Source organism: Thiosulfativibrio zosterae (assembly GCF_011398155.1).
Taxonomy (GTDB): domain Bacteria; phylum Pseudomonadota; class Gammaproteobacteria; order Thiomicrospirales; family Thiomicrospiraceae; genus Thiosulfativibrio; species Thiosulfativibrio zosterae.
Genome location: NZ_AP021888.1, coordinates 637,730 through 658,359, shown reverse-complemented (window position 1 = coordinate 658,359; position 20,630 = coordinate 637,730). Strand labels below are relative to the sequence as shown.

General features: G+C 44.6%; 19 protein-coding genes. 14 read left to right on the top strand and 5 right to left on the bottom strand.

Annotated features, from left to right (window positions below; all coding sequences use genetic code 11):
* The first annotated feature begins 41 nt into the window (after positions 1-41).
* The 5 genes from metF to gshB all read left to right on the top strand — a co-directional run bounded on the left by metF (position 42) and on the right by gshB (position 6,597).
* Positions 42-896 carry a methylenetetrahydrofolate reductase [NAD(P)H] gene (gene metF, locus THMIRH_RS02765; protein ID WP_173290538.1) on the top strand — a complete coding sequence of 285 codons (855 nt, stop codon included), beginning with the start codon at positions 42-44 and terminating at the stop codon, positions 894-896.
* Positions 897-914: 18 nt separating this feature from the next.
* The gene (locus THMIRH_RS02760) at positions 915-1,649 is read left to right on the top strand and encodes a 16S rRNA (uracil(1498)-N(3))-methyltransferase (RefSeq protein ID WP_173290536.1); all 735 of its coding nucleotides are present in this window, start codon (positions 915-917) and stop codon (positions 1,647-1,649) included.
* Positions 1,650-1,745: 96 nt separating this feature from the next.
* Positions 1,746-4,163: a transporter substrate-binding domain-containing diguanylate cyclase gene (locus tag THMIRH_RS02755; protein WP_173290533.1), complete on the top strand. Its 2,418-nt coding sequence runs from the start codon at positions 1,746-1,748 to the stop codon at positions 4,161-4,163.
* A 140-nt stretch (positions 4,164-4,303) separates the two neighbouring features.
* Entirely contained in the window at positions 4,304-5,626 is a 1,323-nt protein-coding gene (gene gshA / locus THMIRH_RS02750) for a glutamate--cysteine ligase (protein WP_173290531.1), read from the top strand.
* Positions 5,627-5,634: 8 nt separating this feature from the next.
* Complete coding sequence (gene gshB, locus THMIRH_RS02745) at positions 5,635-6,597, top strand: glutathione synthase (RefSeq protein WP_173290529.1); 963 nt, start codon at positions 5,635-5,637, stop codon at positions 6,595-6,597.
* Positions 6,598-6,669: 72 nt separating this feature from the next.
* On the opposite strand, the gene THMIRH_RS02740 is transcribed toward gshB, so the two are convergent.
* The gene (locus tag THMIRH_RS02740) at positions 6,670-6,951 is read right to left on the bottom strand and encodes a peptidylprolyl isomerase (protein ID WP_173290527.1); all 282 of its coding nucleotides are present in this window, start codon (positions 6,949-6,951) and stop codon (positions 6,670-6,672) included.
* Between the two features lie 76 nt (positions 6,952-7,027).
* Here THMIRH_RS02740 and THMIRH_RS02735 point away from each other — a divergent pair, with 76 nt between their 5' ends.
* The 6 genes from THMIRH_RS02735 to mvaD all read left to right on the top strand — a co-directional run bounded on the left by THMIRH_RS02735 (position 7,028) and on the right by mvaD (position 13,381).
* On the top strand, positions 7,028-8,101 hold the full coding sequence (locus THMIRH_RS02735) for a hydroxymethylglutaryl-CoA reductase (protein WP_173290525.1): 1,074 nt from the start codon (positions 7,028-7,030) through the stop codon (positions 8,099-8,101).
* Positions 8,076-9,128, top strand: a complete 1,053-nt coding sequence (gene fni / locus THMIRH_RS02730; RefSeq protein WP_243831480.1) for a type 2 isopentenyl-diphosphate Delta-isomerase — start codon at positions 8,076-8,078, stop codon at positions 9,126-9,128. Before THMIRH_RS02735 ends, fni begins: the two co-directional genes overlap by 26 nt.
* A 76-nt stretch (positions 9,129-9,204) precedes the next feature.
* Positions 9,205-10,368, top strand: a complete 1,164-nt coding sequence (locus tag THMIRH_RS02725) for a hydroxymethylglutaryl-CoA synthase (RefSeq protein ID WP_173290523.1) — start codon at positions 9,205-9,207, stop codon at positions 10,366-10,368.
* 20 nt (positions 10,369-10,388) lie between these two features.
* Positions 10,389-11,429 carry a mevalonate kinase family protein gene (locus THMIRH_RS02720; RefSeq protein WP_173290521.1) on the top strand — a complete coding sequence of 347 codons (1,041 nt, stop codon included), beginning with the start codon at positions 10,389-10,391 and terminating at the stop codon, positions 11,427-11,429.
* Positions 11,426-12,367: a mevalonate kinase family protein gene (locus THMIRH_RS02715; RefSeq protein ID WP_173290519.1), complete on the top strand. Its 942-nt coding sequence runs from the start codon at positions 11,426-11,428 to the stop codon at positions 12,365-12,367. The genes THMIRH_RS02720 and THMIRH_RS02715 overlap by 4 nt, the downstream gene beginning before the upstream one ends.
* A gap of 18 nt (positions 12,368-12,385) precedes the next feature.
* Positions 12,386-13,381 carry a diphosphomevalonate decarboxylase gene (mvaD, locus tag THMIRH_RS02710; protein ID WP_173290517.1) on the top strand — a complete coding sequence of 332 codons (996 nt, stop codon included), beginning with the start codon at positions 12,386-12,388 and terminating at the stop codon, positions 13,379-13,381.
* On the opposite strand, the gene THMIRH_RS02705 is transcribed toward mvaD, so the two are convergent.
* Both THMIRH_RS02705 and THMIRH_RS02700 read right to left on the bottom strand, forming a co-directional pair.
* Positions 13,374-13,787 carry a ClpXP protease specificity-enhancing factor gene (locus THMIRH_RS02705; RefSeq protein WP_173290515.1) on the bottom strand — a complete coding sequence of 138 codons (414 nt, stop codon included), beginning with the start codon at positions 13,785-13,787 and terminating at the stop codon, positions 13,374-13,376. The genes mvaD and THMIRH_RS02705 overlap by 8 nt on opposite strands.
* A gap of 18 nt (positions 13,788-13,805) precedes the next feature.
* Positions 13,806-14,444, bottom strand: a complete 639-nt coding sequence (locus THMIRH_RS02700) for a glutathione S-transferase N-terminal domain-containing protein (protein WP_173290513.1) — start codon at positions 14,442-14,444, stop codon at positions 13,806-13,808.
* Between the two features lie 258 nt (positions 14,445-14,702).
* Between THMIRH_RS02700 and THMIRH_RS02695 the strand changes: the two genes are divergently transcribed.
* The 3 genes from THMIRH_RS02695 to THMIRH_RS02685 all read left to right on the top strand — a co-directional run bounded on the left by THMIRH_RS02695 (position 14,703) and on the right by THMIRH_RS02685 (position 18,437).
* The gene (locus THMIRH_RS02695; RefSeq protein ID WP_173290511.1) at positions 14,703-16,202 is read left to right on the top strand and encodes an ArnT family glycosyltransferase; all 1,500 of its coding nucleotides are present in this window, start codon (positions 14,703-14,705) and stop codon (positions 16,200-16,202) included.
* Between the two features lie 90 nt (positions 16,203-16,292).
* Positions 16,293-17,201, top strand: a complete 909-nt coding sequence (locus tag THMIRH_RS02690; RefSeq protein WP_173290509.1) for a lysylphosphatidylglycerol synthase transmembrane domain-containing protein — start codon at positions 16,293-16,295, stop codon at positions 17,199-17,201.
* A gap of 21 nt (positions 17,202-17,222) precedes the next feature.
* Positions 17,223-18,437: a glycosyltransferase family 9 protein gene (locus tag THMIRH_RS02685; protein ID WP_173290507.1), complete on the top strand. Its 1,215-nt coding sequence runs from the start codon at positions 17,223-17,225 to the stop codon at positions 18,435-18,437.
* 9 nt (positions 18,438-18,446) lie between these two features.
* Here THMIRH_RS02685 and lptG read toward each other — a convergent pair whose 3' ends face one another.
* Together lptG and lptF are read right to left on the bottom strand one after the other, a co-directional pair.
* On the bottom strand, positions 18,447-19,568 hold the full coding sequence (gene lptG, locus THMIRH_RS02680) for an LPS export ABC transporter permease LptG (protein ID WP_173290505.1): 1,122 nt from the start codon (positions 19,566-19,568) through the stop codon (positions 18,447-18,449).
* On the bottom strand, positions 19,565-20,614 hold the full coding sequence (gene lptF, locus THMIRH_RS02675) for an LPS export ABC transporter permease LptF (RefSeq protein WP_243831479.1): 1,050 nt from the start codon (positions 20,612-20,614) through the stop codon (positions 19,565-19,567). Before lptF ends, lptG begins: the two co-directional genes overlap by 4 nt.
* Between the last annotated feature and the right edge of the window lie 16 nt (positions 20,615-20,630).

The window sequence follows — 20,630 nt, the reverse complement described above, 5'->3', positions numbered from 1 at the left end:
TTTAAGCCCTTTAACCTTTCTGTATAAAGGTCGTATGTAAGATGAAATCACAACAGCAATATCCGCAAAAAATCAGTTTAGAGTTTTTCCCACCGCGCACCCCTGAAGGCATGGAAAAACTGAAAACCGTCATCCAAGATTTTGGACAGTTTTCCCCCGACTATATGTCGGTGACCTATGGCGCAGGCGGCACAACCCAAGAAAAAACGCTCGATACGGTGCGTTATATTCAATCCGAAACTGCTTACAATGCCGCGCCCCACCTAACTTGTATTGGCGCAACACACGAAAGTGTTTTAGCCTTACTCGACACCTATCAAGCAATCGGTGTGAAACGCATTGTGGCTTTGCGTGGCGATTTGCCCTCGGGCATGATGGATCCGGGTGAGTTTAAATATGCCAGCGATTTGGTGGCTTTTATACGCCAAGAACGTGGCGATGCCTTTCATTTAGAAGTGGCCGCCTATCCAGAAACCCATCCACAAGCGCGCAACTGCGAAGTGGGCATTAAATGGTTTAAACATAAGGTTGAGCAAGGTGCAGATTCGGCGATTACCCAATACTTCTTTAACCTAGACAGCTATTTGCAATTTGTTGATAACTGCGAGAAACATGGCATCGACCTACCGATTGTGCCAGGCATTATGCCCATCACCAACTACGAAAACCTCATTCGTTTTTCACAAGGCTGTGGTGCCGAAGTGCCGCGTTGGTTAAAGTGTCGTTTAGAAAGTTTTGAAGACGACAAAGAAAGCCTGTTGGCGTTTGGTCAAGAAGTGGTGCAAACCCTTGCGCAAAAATTGTTAGATGCCGGCTCACCTGGGTTGCATTTTTACAGCATGAACCAAACCCAACCGACGCTAGACATCGTTAAAAGTTTAACCTTTAAAAACTAAAACCCTACGAGGTGCCTAATGAGAATTCCGCGCTTTTATGTGCCAGCCGACTATCTTGCCGGACAAACCCTGAGCCTATCAAAAGAGCAATCTCATTATGCCCTAACCGTTTTGCGCATGAAACACCAACGCCCTTTAGAAATTTTTAACGGCCAAGGTCAACAAGCGCAAGCCACTCTATTAGTCACCAGTCGGCGAACCGCTGATTTGTTGATTGACACAGTTGCCAGTCCACAAACCGAATCTCCACTGCAAACCATTTTATTGCAAGGCATTTCCAAGGGCGACCGTATGGATTACACCCTGCAAAAAACCGTAGAATTGGGGATTAGCGTTATTCAACCGCTGTTTACCGAACATTGTGATGTCAAACTCGACGACGACAAACTCGACAAAAAACGCCAACAATGGCAAGACATAGTGATCAGTGCGTGCGAGCAGTCTGGGCGCAATGTGGTACCCCAAGTTTTAACCCCCTTAACGCTCACAGATTGGTTAGCGCACAACCCCAATGCCAACGGCCTAGTGCTCAACCCTTATGCATCCAATACCCTCAAAACCTTGCCGCCAACCATGGCACAAACCCCCATTCATTTACTGATTGGCCCAGAAGGTGGCTTAAGTGACGCAGAAGTTCAGCAAGCCACTCAAGCAGGATTAACGCCTGTCAAACTAGGGCCTAGAATTTTGCGTACCGAAACTGCTGGTGTCACGGTATTAGCCATTTTACAAAGCCTGTGGGGTGACTTTTAAAGGCTTCTGGATTATAATTCGAACTAATCGAATTTCTTTTATCTGCCCTTTAAACGCTCTTTTTCGCGCTTAAATCGCTCAATTTAGGTAGGCTTAATGCGCGTTCTTTGTTTGGGTGTTTTCTGTAATCCTTTGAAAATCTCTATAAAACTCATGCTCTTGAGCCTGCTGGTTTTAGGTCTGCTTGCCACCAACGGTCGTGTTTTTGCTGCCGACCCTGTCACGAACACTACTGAAACTTCCCAATCTAAGCCGGTAAAAGGCGCGCCTTTAGAAACGGTTTCTTTACGCTTAAAATGGTTTCACCAATTTCAATTTGCGGGTTATTATGCCGCCTTAGCCAAAGGCTTTTACCGCGATGAAGGGCTAAATGTTGTTATACAACAGCGTGATATTCAGCAAAACAATATTCAAGAAGTCTTAGATGGCAAATTTGAATATGGCATCGCCGACTCGGTTTTATTACTCTACCAAGCACAAAACGCGCATCTTAAAATTGTGGCGCCAATTTTTCAGCACTCTCCGCAAGTCTTCATGACACTCAAATCCAGCGGCATCGAAACACCTTACCAATTAGAGCATGCTGAAGTAGCCTTTTACCAAAAAGACACGGATGGATTCCCATTATTGGCCATGTTCAAAAGTTTAAACATCAAAATCAATTTACAGCGCATGGTCATCAAAGCCGACCCTGAAATGCTACTGCGTAATGAAGCCCAAGCCTATCCTTGTTATTTATCAAATGAGCCTTTTGTGATGCAGCAAAAAGGCGTTGAATACAACATCATCAATCCTATGAATTATGGCATCGACTTTTATGGAGACATGCTGTTTACCAATGGCACAGAAGCCAAAGAACATCCCCAGCGTGTCGAAGCCTTTAAGCGCGCCAGTCTAAAAGGCTGGGAATATGCACTCAGTCATAAACCAGAAATTATTCACCTGTTACAAACCGAATATGGCTCTACCAAATCTTACGAACACCTTATGCATGAAGCCAATGCCTTAGAGGAAGTGATTCGTGCCAACAGCATTCCTTTGGGCACACTGGATAAAGGGCGTTTGGAATTTATCTCGGGATTGTTTCAAAAATATGGTCTTTCTGATAAACCTTTCAATATTGAAGCCGGAATTTTTGAACCCGAAAAAAATGTTCTGACTCTAAACTCCGCTGAGCTGCTTTGGTTAAAGCAATTTCCAGAAGTCTCCACAACGGTTCTAGGTCATTTTGCCCCGATCGCTTCCATTGAAAAGGGCATGCCCCAGGGAATTGGGGTCAGCTATGCTCGCTCTTTAGAACACGCTACAGGGCTAAAATTGCTTTGGCAAAAATCTGCTACCGCCATTTTTTCAGATACTCAAAAACTGCCCGACCTAGTCATGGCATCCAACAGTCATTTCGATTTGAATGACCAGTATCATTTTTCGAAACCCTATTTTGAATCACCCTTGGTGATTGCCACGCAAAATAATGAGCCTTATATCAACGATATCCAGCAACTTAAAAATCAAATCATTGCCGTCATACAGGGTTCAAATGCTGAATCCTTTTTAGCCAAGCAACGGTTTCCTCATCAAATCTTAGTGGTGCAAACCACAGAAGAAGGTTTGCAAGCCATAGCTACCGGCAAGGCTAAAGCACTGATTGATGCCGCTGCCAGCATTGGACATGCCATTAAAAAATTGGGACTCAATCAACTACAAATCTCAGGCGATACTCAACAGAAAGAGATTTATCAATTTGCCGTGAATAAAAACAACCCGCAACTACTATCGGTTGTAAATAAGTTCATCAATAGCCTGACCGAAGCGGATCATCAAAGACTCCAAACCCCTTGGCTAAAGGTGGAATACTATCAAAAAATCAGCGGTGAACTCTTAGCCAAAATGGGTATTCCGCTTGCCATTATCTTGATTTTAATTTTGCGGTATAACCGCAAGCTGCAAACCCTTAACGCTGAACTGAACCGTTCAGTGAGTGAATTAAATGACACACAAAAAGCACTGCAAGAAACCAATGAGAAGTTATCTAAACTCTCTATTACCGATGCTTTAACCCAGGTTTATAACCGCACCTACATTGACCAGCGTTTAACGGAAGAGTTCGCCCTTTATCAACGCCACCAGCAACCCTTGTCATTGTTGATGATTGATTTGGACTTCTTTAAATCGGTCAATGATATTTTTGGGCATTTAGCGGGTGACCAAGTTTTGATTAAAATGGCCGAATGGTGTCAATCACAATGCCGCACTGACGATTTATTTGCCCGCTGGGGCGGCGAGGAATTTATGGTTTTATGCCGCAATAGCGACTTAGCCTCTGCAGAAGCGCTGGCTAATCGAATTTGCAAAGGCGCAACTCATGTAGCCTTACCGCATCATTTACAACAGTCACTCAGTATTGGCGTTACCCAAATTCAACCGCAAGAAAACATCGAGACATTCATTAGCCGAGCCGACCAAGCACTCTATTTGGCTAAAAACCAAGGTAGAAATCAGGTGATCAGCCTTTAAAAAGCCGACAAAGCCTTAGATTCCTGACTGAATACCTCGGTTTTTAACGCTAAGAGTCGTTATAATATTTCATTTGGTTAAAGCATTGTCGCCAAACCCATTCATAAATCCCTAATTGTTCCAGACGAAGGTTGTCTATTATGTCATCCACCAATCAAGTTCCGCATTTACAAACCGCCCTTACTGGGCCGCTCAAAGAACTCGAGCGCCACTTTCTTGAAAACCAAGCGGAAATAGAATCTTGGTTTCGTAAACAATTCAAAGAAACGCCCGCGCCCTTTTATGCATCGGTGGATTTACGAAATGCTGGCTACAAATTGGCGCCCGTGGACACCAACCTTTTTCCTGCTGGATTCAACAATCTGCACTCAGACTTGCGTCCTTTAGCGGTACAGGCTGCCCAAAATGCCGTAACGCAAGCCTGCCCAATTGCCGATGGCGTGCTAATCATCCCTGAGAATCACACCCGCAACCTGTTCTATCTTGAAAATGTCACCATCCTGCAAGAAATTTTATTGGCAGCCGGTTACGAAGTGCGTGTGGGCAGCCTCAATCCAGACGTTACGCAAAAAACTGAACTGGAACTCCCCTCTGGTAAAAAGCTATTGTTAGAACCACTGATTCGTCAGGAAAACCAAGTGGGTGTTGAAGGGTTTTTCCCGTGCGCAGTCTTGCTGAACAATGACTTGTCTGGCGGGCGCCCTGCCATTTTAGAGAACCTCAATCAAACCCTATTACCACCGTTAGATTTAGGTTGGGCAAACCGCTACAAGACTCACCATTTCACGCATTACGCCAAAATTTGTACCGAGTTCGGCAAAATTATCGACTTAGACCCTTGGATTATTAATCCACTGTCGATCTCTCGTGGCCCCATTAATTTCAAAGAACACACCGGCCTAGAATCCCTTGCAGAAGCGGTTAACCTGGTGCTCAAAACCACTCAAACGGTCTATGATGAAAAGGGCATCGCTTGCAAACCCTTTGCCATCGTCAAATCAGACAGCGGAACCTATGGCATGGCGATTATGTCGGTTAATAGTCCAGAAGATGTACTCAGCCTTAATCACAAACAACGCAATAAAATGTCATCTGTTAAAGAAGGCTTATCGGTTGAACAAATGTTGGTACAAGAAGGTGTTTACACCTATGAAACGGTGGATGGTGCTGTCGCAGAACCGGTGGTTTATATGATTCACAATCAAGTGGTGGGTGGTTTTTATCGCATTCACACGGGCAAAACAGCAACCGACAACCTGAACTCGCCCGGCATGCACTTTGAGCCTTTATCATTTGAAACCTCTTGCGTATTGCCTGACCAGACTCAAGACCCAGATGCCAGCCCCAACCGTTTTTACGCTTATGGCGTGGTGGCGCGTTTAGCCTTATTGGCCGCAGCGCGCGAAATTGATGACGCCAAAAAGCGTCAAGCAGCCAAAGCAGCTTCACAAACCAGCAATTAGGAGCGCACATGTCCCTACTCAAAGTCGGCATCGTGATGGACCCCATCGAGCACATCAAGCCACACAAAGACAGTTCGTTTGCCATGTTGCTCGAAGCACAACGCCGCGGACACACCCTGTTTTATATGCAGCCAGAAGACCTGTTTCTTAAAAATGGTCACCCTTTTGCCAGCACCAGTTTATTAAAAGTGTGGGACAGACCCAAAACCGAGCAATACTATGGTTTTGGTGCGTCACAAATAACCGACTTAACCGAATTAGACATTATTTTAATTCGCCAAGACCCGCCCTTTAATACCGACTATTTATATTCTACCCATCTGCTTGAACTGGCCGAAGCGCAAGGTGTGCTGGTGGTCAATAAACCGCAAAGCCTAAGGGATGCTAATGAAAAACTCTTTGCGGCCTGGTTTCCAGAATGCACACCGCCCACCTTGGTTTCAGCCAATGCCACCCAAATTAAAACTTTTATTACCGATCACCAAGACACCATTCTAAAACCGCTAGATGCCATGGGTGGCGCATTCATTTTTAGAGTGCGACAAGGTGACCCCAACACCAATGTCATTATTGAAACCATGACAGATCATGGCAAACATCACATCATGGCACAAAAATATCTTCCCGAAATCAAGCAAGGCGACAAACGCATTTTGTTGATTAACGGAGAACCGATTGATTTCACCCTAGCGCGTATTCCCGCCGAAGGCGAAACGCGCGGCAATATTGCCGCCGGCGGAACGGGGGTTGGCATGCCCATCACCGAACGCGAACGCTGGCTCTGCCAACAAATCGCCCCCAAACTACAAGCCAAAGGCCTGCACTTTGTCGGGCTAGATGTCATCGGCGACTACATTACCGAAATCAATGTCACCAGCCCAACTTGCATCAGAGAACTCGACACTCAATTCCAGCTCAATATCGCTGGCACCTTGTTCGACCACCTAGAATCGCTGATTGCACAAGGCTAAAAAGCAAAAAGCCACCTAAAACTAACCAGGCCTGGTTAGTTTTAGGTGGCTTAAATCAGAATTTTAAGCTTCTTATGCCGTGCGGTCAGTGACTTGCACTAAATGATAGCCAAATTGCGTTTTAACAGGGCCTTCCACAGACCCAATTTCTGCCGAAAAGCAAACTTTATCAAATTCTGGCACCATCATGCCCGGGCCAAATTGTCCAAGATCACCCCCAGAACGGCCAGATGGACAGTTTGAATGGGCTTTGGCGATATCACCAAAATCCGCACCCGCTTCAATCTGTGCTTTTAAATCCAAACATTGTTCTTCAGTGTCGACCAAAATGTGTCTTGCAGTCGCTAATGCCATGCTTTGTTCCTTCTTTTCATTAAATTCGACATTATTTTATCTGAAAGTGACATTTATTGGCACTATAATACGCTTTATGACAAATACCCCTAAACCCTATGCGCAAATTCCGATGCAAGCCGTCGGCCCCTTTAAACTCATTGGCGATGTTGAAACCGATGATTTGATGGTGCCTATGGCTACCTACGAAACCCCTCTTTGGCCTTCAGTGGCGCGCGGCGCGCGAGTCACTGCCCATGCCGGCGGTATTCGAGTCACAGTCATTGATGAGCGTATGACCCGCTCTATTTTATTAGAAGCGCCTCATGCCGGTATTGCACGCCAAAGGTTGCAACAAATACAATCGCGTCACGCCGATTTACAGGCAGTGGTGTCGTCCTCCAGCCGTTTTGCGCAACTGATTGATACCCACTTTCAAGTGATTGGTAATCTTATTTATTTGCGCCTAGAGTTTAAAACAGGCGATGCATCTGGCCACAATATGGCAACCAATGCGGCAGATAAGTTGATACCATTTTTATTGGGGCAATATCCTGACTTAAGTTATGTGTCGATTTCAGCGAATTATTGTACTGACAAAAAAGTATCCGCGGTGAATGGCATTTTGGGGCGCGGCAAATATGTGGTGTGTGAAACTACCATTCCGCGCAAACTCTGTGTGCGTTTTTTAAAAACCACCCCCGAAGCGATTGTGGATTTACACATTAAAAAAGATTTGATTGGGAGCATCGTGTCAGGTGGTTTACGCACCGCAAATGCGCATGTTGCGAATATGTTACTGGCTTTTTATTTGGCAACAGGGCAGGATGCTGCCAATATCGTTGAAGGTTCACAAGCCATAAACCATATCGAAACCACGCCAGATGGCGATTTATACTTCTCGACCACTCTGCCCAACTTAATTGTCGGTACGGTGGGCAATGGCAAGGGACTCGATTTTGTATTAGAAAACTTAGAAGGCTTAGGTTGCACAGCGCAGGATGTAGAACCCGGCAGCAATGCACGCCGCCTGGCTTGTATTGCCGGAGCAACTGCCTTGTGTGGTGAACTATCTTTATTGGCGGCGCAAACCAATCCCGGCGAATTGATGCAAGCCCATCTTAAGCTTGAACGCCAAGCGGCTAATGTGCCAACTGAAAGCCATGACTGATCAAAGCATCACGCAACGCAAACAAGATCACATTCTGGCTTTGCAAACAGACGAGCAAATTGAACGCCAGCAAAGCGGATTTGACACCATTCAACTGAGCCATCGCGGCTTACCCGAACTCGACTTTGCTGAGGTCAGCACCCAAACCTCTTTTTTAAACACTCTACTCAATTGTCCTTTGCTGATTTCATCCATGACCGGCGGTGCTGCTGACAATCTCGTGAAGATGAATATTCACTTGGCTGAAGCCGCAGAGTCTGCCAAAGTTGCTTTGGCGGTCGGGTCACAGCGCGCCATGATTTTGGATGCTAAGGCACAAAAAAGTTTTCAACTGCGAGATTATGCGCCCAATATTCCACTGATTGCCAATATTGGAGCGGTGCAACTCAATTATGGTTTTGGGATTGATGAAGCGCGTAAAGCCGTTGATATTTTGCAAGCCAACGCCCTGTATTTACACCTAAACCCTTTGCAAGAAGTGATTCAGCCAGAGGGCGACACCAATTTTGCCAAGCTGGCCGATAAAATCGAAGCCCTTGCCAAGCAACTGGAAGTGCCGATTATTTTAAAAGAAGTGGGCTGTGGACTCTCGTCAAAAGACATTATTTTAGGTATCAATGCTGGCATAAGATGGTTTGATTTAGCAGGTCGTGGCGGTACTTCTTGGAGTCGGATTGAAGCGCATCGCGCACAAAATGATCAACAAAAGCAGTTGGGCATCCGTTTTCAAGACTGGGGCTTAACCACCCCACAAGCCTTGCAAATGGCGCAACCTTTTCAAAACCAAGCAAATTTTATTGCCAGTGGCGGCATTCGCAATGGCATTGACATGGTCAAATCAGTTATAATGGGCGGCCAAATTTGTGGCATTGCGGCCCCTTTTTTAGAAGCTGCGCTGGATTCGAGCGAGGCTGTGGTAGAAACAATTGCGCGTTATCAGCATGAATTTAAGGTGGCCCAATTTTTATTAGGCGCGCCGACCGTTAAAGATTTATTTTTAAATGATACTTTGTTGCTCAAATCTTAAGAGCCGCTTGGGTATAAAATCAAAATGCAACGGGGCTTTTGAGCAAGTTAGCCTCCCTAAAACATAAAGAATATAAATGAAAGTAGGCATTGATTTAATTCACTTCGCAACCTCAGATTATTTTTTGGGTTTAGATACCTTTGCTTCGCAAAAAAATATTGATGTCGAAAAATTTACCATAGGTATTGGGCAAGAAAAAATGTCCATTGCGCCGCCTGATGAAGATGTGGTGACCCTTGCGGCTAAAGCAGCAAAAGCCATTTTAGACCAAGTAGATCCGCAAAAAATCACTGCGGTTTTATTTGCGACGGAATCTGGGGTTGATCAATCTAAGTCTGCGGGCGCTTTTTTGCACGGCTTACTCAACTTACCTAAGCGATGCCGTGTCATTGAACTCAAACATGCTTGTTATGCTGGCGCGGCGGCACTCCAAATGGCAACTGCCTTAGTCAAATCCAATGTTAAAGAAAAGATTCTCGTCATAGCGGCAGACATCGCAAAATACGATGTCGACTCTTCGGGTGAAGCAACGCAAGGCTGTGGCGCTGTGGCCATGCTGGTGAAAGATTCCCCTAGAATCCTGGCGTTAGAGTCTGGCTCAGGCTACTACACCGATGATGTGATGGACTTTTGGCGTCCAAATCACCGTGAAACCGCACTGGTGGATGGCAAATACTCCACCATGGTTTACCTCAATAGCCTCAAACATGCTTGGACACACTTTAACGAAGAAACTGGCCGCACCTTTCAAGACATTGATTATTTTTGCTACCACATCCCCTTCACTAAAATGGCGGAAAAGGCGCATAAAACCCTCATTAAAAAGACCAAATCTGAGGTTTCAGACGCGCAGTTTGAAGAACAGCTCTCTTATGGACAAAGTTACAATCGAATCGTTGGCAACAGTTACAGTGCCTCGTTATTTATTGGATTTTGTTCTTTACTGGATTTTGCAAAACAAAATTTAGTCAACAAACGCGTGAGTTTTTTCAGCTATGGCTCTGGCTGTGTGGCAGAGTTTTTCAGTGGCGTCATTCAACCTGAATACCAAAGCGTTTTGATGACTGCCTCTCACCAACAGCAAATTTTGCAACGCCAAGCACTGAGCTATGCCGAATATCTTAACTTCTACCATGGCTCCGACCTCAGTCAAGAGAACTGTATTTTGCCAGAACACAATCGTGGCAGTTTCCGTTTAGCTGCGATTGAAGAACACAAACGCATTTACATTGCGCGTTGATTCGCCGCTATGAGTCGATAATGAAAACGCTCTGCCAAGCCCCTGCCAAAATTCTCTTGTCAGGCGAGCATGCAGTTGTTTATGGCTCTCCTGGTCTGTCAATGGCGGTAAACTTAATGACTCTTTGCCAAGTCAGTTTCTGCCCGCAAGACCCACCTTTTATTGAAATAGAATTGGTTGACTACCAACAAAAGCATGCCTTTCCCTTTCCTCTATGGAAAAAATTAGCTATCAATATCGAAAGCCGTTTTCACCTTTACCAGCAAGAAGTCGGTAGCATCAATACCGTGTTGCAACATCCTATTGATTTGATTTTGGTCATTATGGATCACTTCCATCATGCTTATCGTTTAAAGCAAGGTCATTGGTCGATTAAGATTCAATCTCACCCCTATCCCAGCCGTGGACTTGGCAGCTCTGCGGCAGTGATTTTAAGTCTACTGAAAAGTCTGGTGACCCATCAAAGTTTAAACATTTCCAATACAGACTTGTTAGCGCTGGCTAAAACGATTGAGTCGCGCCAACATGGGCGCTCTAGCGGCATAGACCCTACGAGTATCCTGCATGGCGGTTTGTTGCGTTTTCAACATCACCGCCCTGTTTTACCCTTAGAAACACACGGATTTAAAGGCTGGCTGATAGATACCGGCGTTGCGCACACATCGACCGGTCAGGCAGTTGAAGCGGTTGCCAAAAAATTTAAACACAACCACCCTATCTGGCAAAAATTTACCGATGTCACCAATAGAATTCAAACAGCCTGCGAAACCGAAAATGGCGAAGCTCTTCGCAAGAGCATTGCGGAAAATCATACATTGCTCTGTGAGATTGGCGTTATTCCCCAAAAGGTCATCAACTTTATCGCACAACTGAATAAACTACCTTGCACCTCAGCCAAAGTCTGTGGCGCAGGTGCCGTTGCGGGCCAAGCGGCGGGCATGGTTTTGTGCATTTCACCACAAGCGCCTCAAGCAATCTGCGAGACTTATGGCTACCACTTTATGCCACTCGAAATCAGCTCGCAAGGCGTGTTTTGTCACATCCTTGAGTCAGACCTATGAAAAATTGGATCAGCAGCGCACCGGCAAACTTAATGGTCATGGGAGAACACAGTGTGGTTTTTGGTCAAGTTGCCCTAGCTTGCACCCTTGACCAACGACTGAGTATTCAATGGCAAACCAGAGCAGACACTCAAGTTTTCATTCAATCAGCCTTGGCCAATCACCAAACTGACTTAGCTACTTTAGCCCCACATCCCAAATTAACTTGGGTTATGGCTTGTTTAAAAGCCTATCAACCGCAATTAACGCAGGGTTTAAATATTGAAATTACCGCTGAGTTTGAATCAACTTGGGGACTGGGCAGTTCGGCGGCTTTATTAGCCGCTATGCTGGGTGGATTAGACGCTATTTGCGAACAAACCCCTTCTTTTAAAGAGCGGTTTTCACGCGGTTTACAAATCATCCACCAATTACAAGGCCGAGGTTCTGGCACGGATTTAGCAGCCAGTTTGAGCGGAGGACTGGTCTTATTTAACCCCAAAACGCTAGATGTCCAAAAAATTTCTCTTGGGGCAGAAGATTTACCCTGCCAGCTTTGGTACAGCGGCTATAAAACCCCCACGGCTGAAGTGTTACAGATAGTTGAGTCCAAATGGTCACCTCAACAATCGCTGCAAAACAAACTTTATGACTTAATGGGCGAAACCACTCAACAGGCTTATAAAGCCCTTCAAGAAAAGCAATGGAACGATTTTTATCTGCTCGTCAATACCTATCAAGGGCTCATGGATGCGCTGGGCGTTAACGATGCAACCTTGTCAAAAATGATTTATGATCTTCGCGCTTTAGTCCCAGCGGCTAAAATTTCTGGCTCTGGTTTAGGGGACTGCGTGATGAGTTTTGGCGAGATTAACATGCCGTTACCCGAATCACTTTTGTCTTTTCAACAAATTGACTGCCAAATTTCTAACCAAGGTTTAAGCGTACTTGAACTTTAAATAATAGAATCATCAACCATGACACCACAAGCATTTATCGACCAGATTATTCCGCACAAAAATCCAGTTAAAACCGGCTTTGGTATCGCTCCGGTCAACATTGCCTTAAGCAAATACTGGGGCAAAAGAGATGTGGCGCTCAACTTGCCTACCAATAGCAGCCTATCCATCAGCCTACCTGGCTTAGGCACGCAAACCCATTTAACTTGGTTGCCAACTTTAGGACAGGATGCCATTTCACTTAACGGACAACGCCTCTCTTCTGAGCATAAGTTTGCCAAGCGATTGAGTGCGTTTTTAGATTTTTTCCGTCCCAATCTAGCCGGACATTTTCAAGTCATTACCCATAACAGCGTGCCAACCGCTGCTGGATTAGCATCTTCTGCTTCGGGGTATGCGGCTTTGGTGCTGGCGCTAAACGATGCGTTTGAATGGCAACTCAGCTTACAACAATTGAGTTTATTGGCGCGTTTAGGCAGTGGCAGTGCATCTCGCTCTTTATTTCCTGGGTTTGCACGGTGGCATAAGGGCAAACAAGACAACGGCATGGACAGTTATGCAGAAGCCTTGCCAGAATCTTGGCCAGAGTTTTGTGTTGGATTGCTCGAAATAGACATTCAAGAAAAACCGCTGGGTTCAACCGCAGGTATGCAAAAGACAGTAGAAACCTGTGAAATCTACCAGGCCTGGCCAGAAAAGGCCGAAAAAGATGTCAATATTATTCAAAAAGCCATTCAAAATAAAGATCTTACAACTTTAGGTGAAACCGCTGAAAACAATGCGCTGACGATGCACGCCACCATGATATCCACTTGGCCACCTATCCTGTATTGGCAAGCTGAATCGGTAGCCGCCATGCATCAAATCTGGGCGCTTCGCAACCAAGGGCATAGCGTGTACTTTACAATGGATGCCGGTCCAAATTTAAAGTTACTTTTCTTAGAAACAGAAAAGCCCGCATTACTGCAGGCTTTTCCAAATTTGAAAGTCATCCAACCGTTTAAAGTTATTTGACGACCGAAAGATGGGGTTTCTTGGACTTATCGGGTCGAGCAGCGTCAGAGGCTTTTGATGCTTTGCCCGATGAGCTGGGCTCAGTGACATCAGGATAAGGCTCTGGAGGGAATGGCATTCCCTGTCCAGATTCTCTGGCAAAAATACTCATCACGGCTGCTGGCACTAAAGAGACTTCTTGTTCAATGCCGTTAAAGCGCGCTTTAAAAGCAATCCATTCGTTATCGATTTGCAAATTGCGCACCGCATTGGGGTGAATATTTAACACTATCACCCCTTCATGCGCATATTCAAAAGGCACTTGAATGCCTGGATAATTGGCATCCACCTGCAAATGCGGCGTCCACTCGTTATCCAGTATCCATTCAAATAAGGCTCTGAGCAAATAGGGTTTGTTCGAAATCATAAACCTACCCGAAACCTTTTAAATCACATCTCGCATATCTAACTCTTCGTCAGATAAACTTTCTGGGAAAACTTCACGCGACAATACTTTGATTGAGTAATCAATAATCGGCTTGGCTGACTTAGGCAACTCAATCCCTAAGAAAGGTAAACGCCACATCAAGACTGCCAAGCTGATATCCACTAGGGAATAGTCTGGGCTCATAAAGTATTCTTGATGGTCAAATACCGGAATCATCTGAATCAAACGCTCTTGCAAATCACGACGCGCTTCTTTGACTGCCTTTTCATCATCACTGTGGGTAATGATGTTGACCAACGGATACCATTGGGTTTCAATCTGACGCAATAATTGTCTAGAACGCGCCTTTGAAATGGGATCAACCGACATTAAGGGCGGGTGAGGATAGCGTTCATCTAAATACTCAATCATGACCTGTGGGTCTGAAATCACCAATTCACGGTCAATCAAAGTTGGTAAAGTGCCATAAGGATTCAGCTCTAATAAATCTTCAGGCACCGTATCAGGGGTGACTTCAATAATATCCATTGGGATATCTTTTTCTTTAGCAACCAAACGCACACGGTGAGAGCTAGGACATTTAGGGTCAGAAAACAAAGTCATCACAGCGCGTTTCGTTAAGGGAACATCAGACATTTAAGTCTCCTTTTAGAGGATATCAATTGGTTAAAGTATAAGAATCATTATACACTAGCCTGTCAAGCCCTTTTAGACGAGGATAACCATTAAAAATTTAAAAATCAATTACTTAGGGTTATAAAAATTTTGTAATGTGATTCAAAGAGGTATTAAAAAACAACTGTTGAAAATGGACAAGTTGGACAGTTAACCGTTGAGGATGATATTATCCGCTTTAATTGACTCCTCATCTTAAATGGCTAATTAGACCCTTTCATGAATTTACCTACTTTTAACTCTCCAAGCAAAATGAGCTTTTTATTAATTGCTGTGATAGCGATTTGGCACCTCATTATTGTTGGCAGCGTCAATTTAAGCGTAGATGAAGCCCATTATGCCTTGTACGGTTTACATTTAGACTGGAGTTATTTCGACCATCCCCCGATGGTTGGCTGGTTAAATGCGCTCATCCTACCTTTTACGCAAAGCGATCTGGGGTTGCGCATTCTGCCAATTATTTTGTTCTCGGGTAGCTTATGGATGCTTTATCTCATAGCCAACCGATTATTTCCGGAATTTGCGTGGACAGGGTTTTGGACTATTGCACTCATTAACAGTGCCATTATGTTCCAGCTTTTGAGTTTGTCGATGTTGCCAGACACGCCGATTATGCTGGCCTCACTGCTGGTTTTTTGGACACTACTTAACCTAAGAGAAACCCAACACCCGCCCTTAAAGCCTTGGCTCTGGCTCGGATTTTGGCTTGGGATTGCGGGATTATCCAAATACACTGCGGTCACTTTGGTGATTTCATTGTTGCTAGTGATGCTGATTGAGCGCCGCTTTTATTGGTTGAAACAGCCCGGCCTGTATGGCGCAATAGCGCTTGCCGGCATGATGATTTTGCCGGTTTTAATTTGGAATGCACAGCACGACTGGATTTCTTTTTTATACCAAATTCACCATGGTACTCACAACAGCGACTGGAGTTGGCTGAGAGCTGTGCAAACTCAAGCGGCACAATTTGGGGTTTATTCTCCCCTATTGTTTATCGTAGGCTGGTGGCTGGCTTTTAAGCTGTGGTTGAATTCAGACTCGAGCCGATTATTGGCTATTTTTGCCTTGCCGACACTCATGTTATTTGCAATGGGTTCTGGATACGAAATGAGCTTGCCACATTGGACACAACTGGCCTGGTTATTTTTAGCACCTGCGGTGGTCTTTTGGGTTTGGCAATCTTGGTCAAAAAGATTTGTGCGTTGGTTTACCTATGGCAGCAGCGCCCTAACCATCATTGCCAGCCTCTTGTTGAACAGTCATCTATTCACGCCCTGTCTACCTTTTCCTGATAATCAAGATTTGACCCGAGAATTACAGGGCTGGCCTGAAGCGATTGCAAAGGCGCAAAGTTATCAAGCCCAAGACCCCAATACCGTTTTGGTTGCCAATAATTGGAGCCAAGCCAGCCGGATTGCTTGGTACGCCAGACCACACCCCATTTATGTGACCGACAATCGCTTTGACCAATTTGACTTGTGGTTTGGCAACCCGCCTGCCCACAGCAATGGCATTATCATTATCCCCAGTTACGAAGCAAAACAACCCCGTGTTGGCGGACCTGGCGCTTTTAAACACTGCCAACTGCTGGAAACTTTGCCGATAGTAAACCATCAAAAAACTTTGGTGACCTATCGACTCTTTTCTTGCCAAGATTTTGTGCCACCTATTTATGATGGCTGGGTGAGTGAACTCCCCCTCGTCAAAGCAATTCAATGAGTTCCCTGGGCCTAAAGGAAAAACTTTTAACCAGGCCTGGTTGTTTTTGCGATAATACCAACATTAAAATTGTTTTCCTAGGATTTGCGTTTGTCCAATTTGATTAAACTTGTTATCTCTGTTGCAATTGTTAGCTTTCTGATTTACAAATTGGACTTTCAAGCCGTCTGGCAAAACATTATCCATGCAAGTTTTGGCTTAATTGCCGCCGCGCTGGTCATGCAATTACTCAGTCAGAGCCTTGCTGCCTATCGCTGGTATTTGATTATGGATATTCTTAAATTCCCTCATACTTTTAGTTTTTATTTAAAAAGTTACTTTAAAGGCAGCCTGTTTAACCAAGTTTTACCCACCAGTATTGGTGGCGATGCCTATCGAATAGCCGAAGTTTCTGCTAACGGCGGTTTGGTGAAAGAAGCTTTTTATGGTGTTTTTATTGACCGTATTGTTGGGCTTTTAGGGCTTCTTCTATTAAATCTCTCGGCCAATCTTATTGAATCCGACCTTCTGCCGCCCGGTCTATTTATGACCATCAACCTGATTATATTAGCCGCCATATTTGGACTATTTATTCTCATGGCCATCCATAAATTTACTATTTTTGAGCGCTATAAAATCACACGATTATTTTTTGAGCTGTCGCATCGTTTTCGATCTATCTACAAAACGCCTAAACGCATTGCCGAACAACTCGGATTATCCATTTTGATTCATTTATTTTCCATGTTAGCTCTATTCGGCATAGGACACAGCTTAGGCATTAATGAACCCCTAGTAACCTATTTAGTACTGATACCACCCGCCATTTTACTGACCATACTCCCCATTTCATTTGCGGGCTGGGGGGTTAGAGAAGGTGCGCTGATTGGCTTGTTTTTGTTAATCGGAATTGATCAAAATCTGGTTTTGGCCATGTCATTGATTTATGGCGTTACCCTGATGGTAGCGGCTTTGCCAGGACTGTTTTTCTTTATCAAAAGCAAGCACAAATATTTTTAAACGGAATAAGACGACAAGATTATGAATGTAGATTTGATGCGCAAAGTGGACCACCACTTAGGAATCCCGCTGACTTTTATCGGTACTTTTTTGATTAAGTTAGGGGATTGGATGCAAGGCAAAAAACCTTCTCAACCTAAAAATATTTTATTTGTTGAACTCTCTGAAATGGGTAGCACCATCATTGCAGACCCGGCGATGAAACGCGCGCAACGTACTTTTGATGCGGAACTTTTTTTCGTCATCTTCAGTAAAAATAAACCCAGCTTAGACCTGCTCAACACCATTCCGCAAAACAACATCTTTACCCTTTGTGAAGATAATATCTTCACGCTCATACGAGATGCTGTGAAATTTTTATTTTGGTGTCGTAAAAACAACATAGATACCGCGATAGACTTAGAGTTGTTTTCACGCGTTTCCGCTTTGTTAACCGGTTTTAGTGGCGCCAAAAACCGTGTCGGCTACCATAATTTTCATGGCGAAGGCTTGTATCGTGGCGAAATGCTGACCCACAAGGTTGCCTATAACCCGCATATTCACATTGCCAAAAATTTCATTTCTTTGATTTACGCCCTAGAAGCCAAAACACATGAAATGCCGTTTTCTAAAATCGTAATCTCTGAAGCAGATATTAAACTTGATCAAGTGACTTTCAGCCCAGAACAACAAGCCGTTATTCAAGAAAAAGTAGCTGGGCTTGCGCCATCTTATCCTGAAACAACGCCGAGAATTGTGTTGATTAACCCTAACGCCAGCGACCTATTACCGCAGCGTCGCTGGCCCAAGGCCAACTTTATTGCTCTGATGCAAAACCTGCTCAATCAGCATGAAGATATCATTATTTTAATTACCGGCGCGCCCGGTGAAAAAGCTGAGGCTCAAGCCCTGTTAGAACAAGTCAATCATCCTCGATGCATCAACTTTGCCGGGCAATTAAAACTTTTAGAAATGCCAATTTTGTATTCGATTTCAACGCTCATGGTCACCAATGACTCTGGGCCTGGACATTTTTCTTCGATTACCCCGTTAAAAACCTTTGTATTGTTTGGGCCAGAAACTCCCAAACTCTATGGCTCACTGGGTAACAGTACCGCCATTTTTGCCGGCCTGGCTTGTTCTCCGTGCGTGAGCGCTGCGAACCACCGCAAAACCCCCTGTACCGAACCTGTCTGCATGGATGCCATTACCATTGAACAGGTAACGCAAATGGTCAATATTGAATTGACCCATTAAAATTGGCTTTTAACGCACCCGTTTGAGCATCCAAAAAGCGATGCTCATAAAGACCAAAGAAGGCAACATGGCACCAGCCAAGGTTGGCAAATGATAAACCACCGTGAGATTGCCAAAAATCTGATTGAGTAGATGAAAGCTCATGCCAATCATAATCCCCACAAAAATCCTCTGCCCCATGCTCACTTGTCTTTGAGACCCAAAAATTAACGGAAACACCAAGGCAATCATGCCCAAAATAACCAAAGGTGTCGCCAACTTACGCCAAAACGCCAATTTATAAGGCTCTGCATCTAAAGCATTGGCTTGCAAAAAATCAATATACCCGTATAAATCAACAATGCCCATATACCGAGTTTCAACTTGTAAGGTTTCTAATAAAGCAGGCGTGACGGGTAAACTCACCATTTCAAAAGGTTTTTGTTCCACCACCAAATTCAATTGTTTTGGTGGCTCGGCAAACGCCATGCTCTCTAGGTTTTCAGCGGGTAAGGCCTGCCATTGTAATTTTTTATCTAGGATTGGAAATAGTTTCCATTGCCCTGAGGCCTCATCATAACTGGCCTTTTCGGCATAAATGCGTTCAACGAGCTGTTGGTTTTGAATATGATAGAGCGTGACATGATGGAATAATTTTTCATTGATTACGCGTTCAATATGAATATATTTCTGCTCATCCTTCAACCAAATATCGGCTGAACTGCCTATCGAAAAGCTACTATGTAGCGCTTCGCCACGCAGTTTTTTGGCATAAGACTCCGCTTGCGGCGCCCAAATTTCACCAATTACGGCAGCAACCAACCACAATAAGAAAACACTTTTCATCACGCCCCAAAAAATGCGTCCGATGGACCAGCCTGTCACGCGCAAGATGGTTAATTCTGCATGATTGGCCAAGCTACCTAAGCCCAACAAGGTGCCAATCAAAATGGCCACCGGAAAAATCTCATAACCATAGACCGGCAACTTGAGCAGCGTATAAAGCACCCCTTTTTGCAAGGTATAGTCGGCATTGATCTTGCCCAACTGAATCATAAATTCTGAAAAACCTAAGATCAGCAATAAAACCATCAGAACCAACAAGGTATGCCCCACCACAACACGACCTAAATAGCGTTCAATAGAATTCATGGTGAAGACTCCTTGGGTTTCACTAAATTAACCCAATATTCCGCGTAAAAATAACCAGGCCTGGTTATTTTTAGGGTTAATTTTGTCAGCGCAAACCACAAGAAAAACACCGGTACCGGCCATAAACCTAACCAGATAGGCCAATGACCATCACCTGCTGCTTCTTTGGTTGTGACCAGTAATTGGTTGTAGGCAACATACAACACTAAGGCTAAAAATATTTTTGCAAAGCGCCCTTCACGAGGTCCTGTTTTACTCATGCGTAAACCCAACAACCCTAAAACAACCACACTGATAGGCGTGACTAAACGCCACTGTAATAAGGCCAAGTCTTTTGGATCTTCGGATTGCCAAAGGGTTAAGGTTGACTTTTCAAAACGCTGCGGCCCTGGCGGAGTAACTTGAAGAGTGGGGAGAAATCCTTCAAAACGCTTAAAAGAACGCACCGTCACTTCAGAGCCCGCACTTAACCCTTGATAACTGTGTCCATCCAATAAAACCAAAGCCAACTTCCCTGCAATCCACTCAAACTTGCCCAAGGGTGCCATGAGCAAGACATCTTGCTCTGGCGTTTTTAAGCGCACCCAAATTGACCGCAAGTCGCCATCCGCGCTGATCGATTGCGCATAAAAAATACCTTGTTGATTAGGGAGTTCATTAAACTTTCCGGGTACCAAAGCGGCCAAAGGAGAGTTGACTTGCGCTTGCGCAATTAAGGCTCTTTCTTGCTGAAAAGAGCAGGGCGTCACCACTAAGGTAATAAAAGCGGTAATCAGCGCCAAAGGCACCAAAAATATCACCAGACGCTTTTGAAAGTAGGCAGGGGCAATGCCGCAGCTATTCAAAATCACCATTTCTTGGTCTTGATAGAGCCGCCCTATTGCCATCATCACACTTAACAAAGCCACCAAAGGTAAAATAACTTCCAAGGCTGGCGGGATTTTTAGCAATAAAACTTCTAATAACACACTGGGGGGCAATTTACCCTCAACAGCTATGGCCAACAACTTAGTGGCTTCTGTGCCAAAAGTGATTAATAACAGCACCAGAAGGACTGCTAAA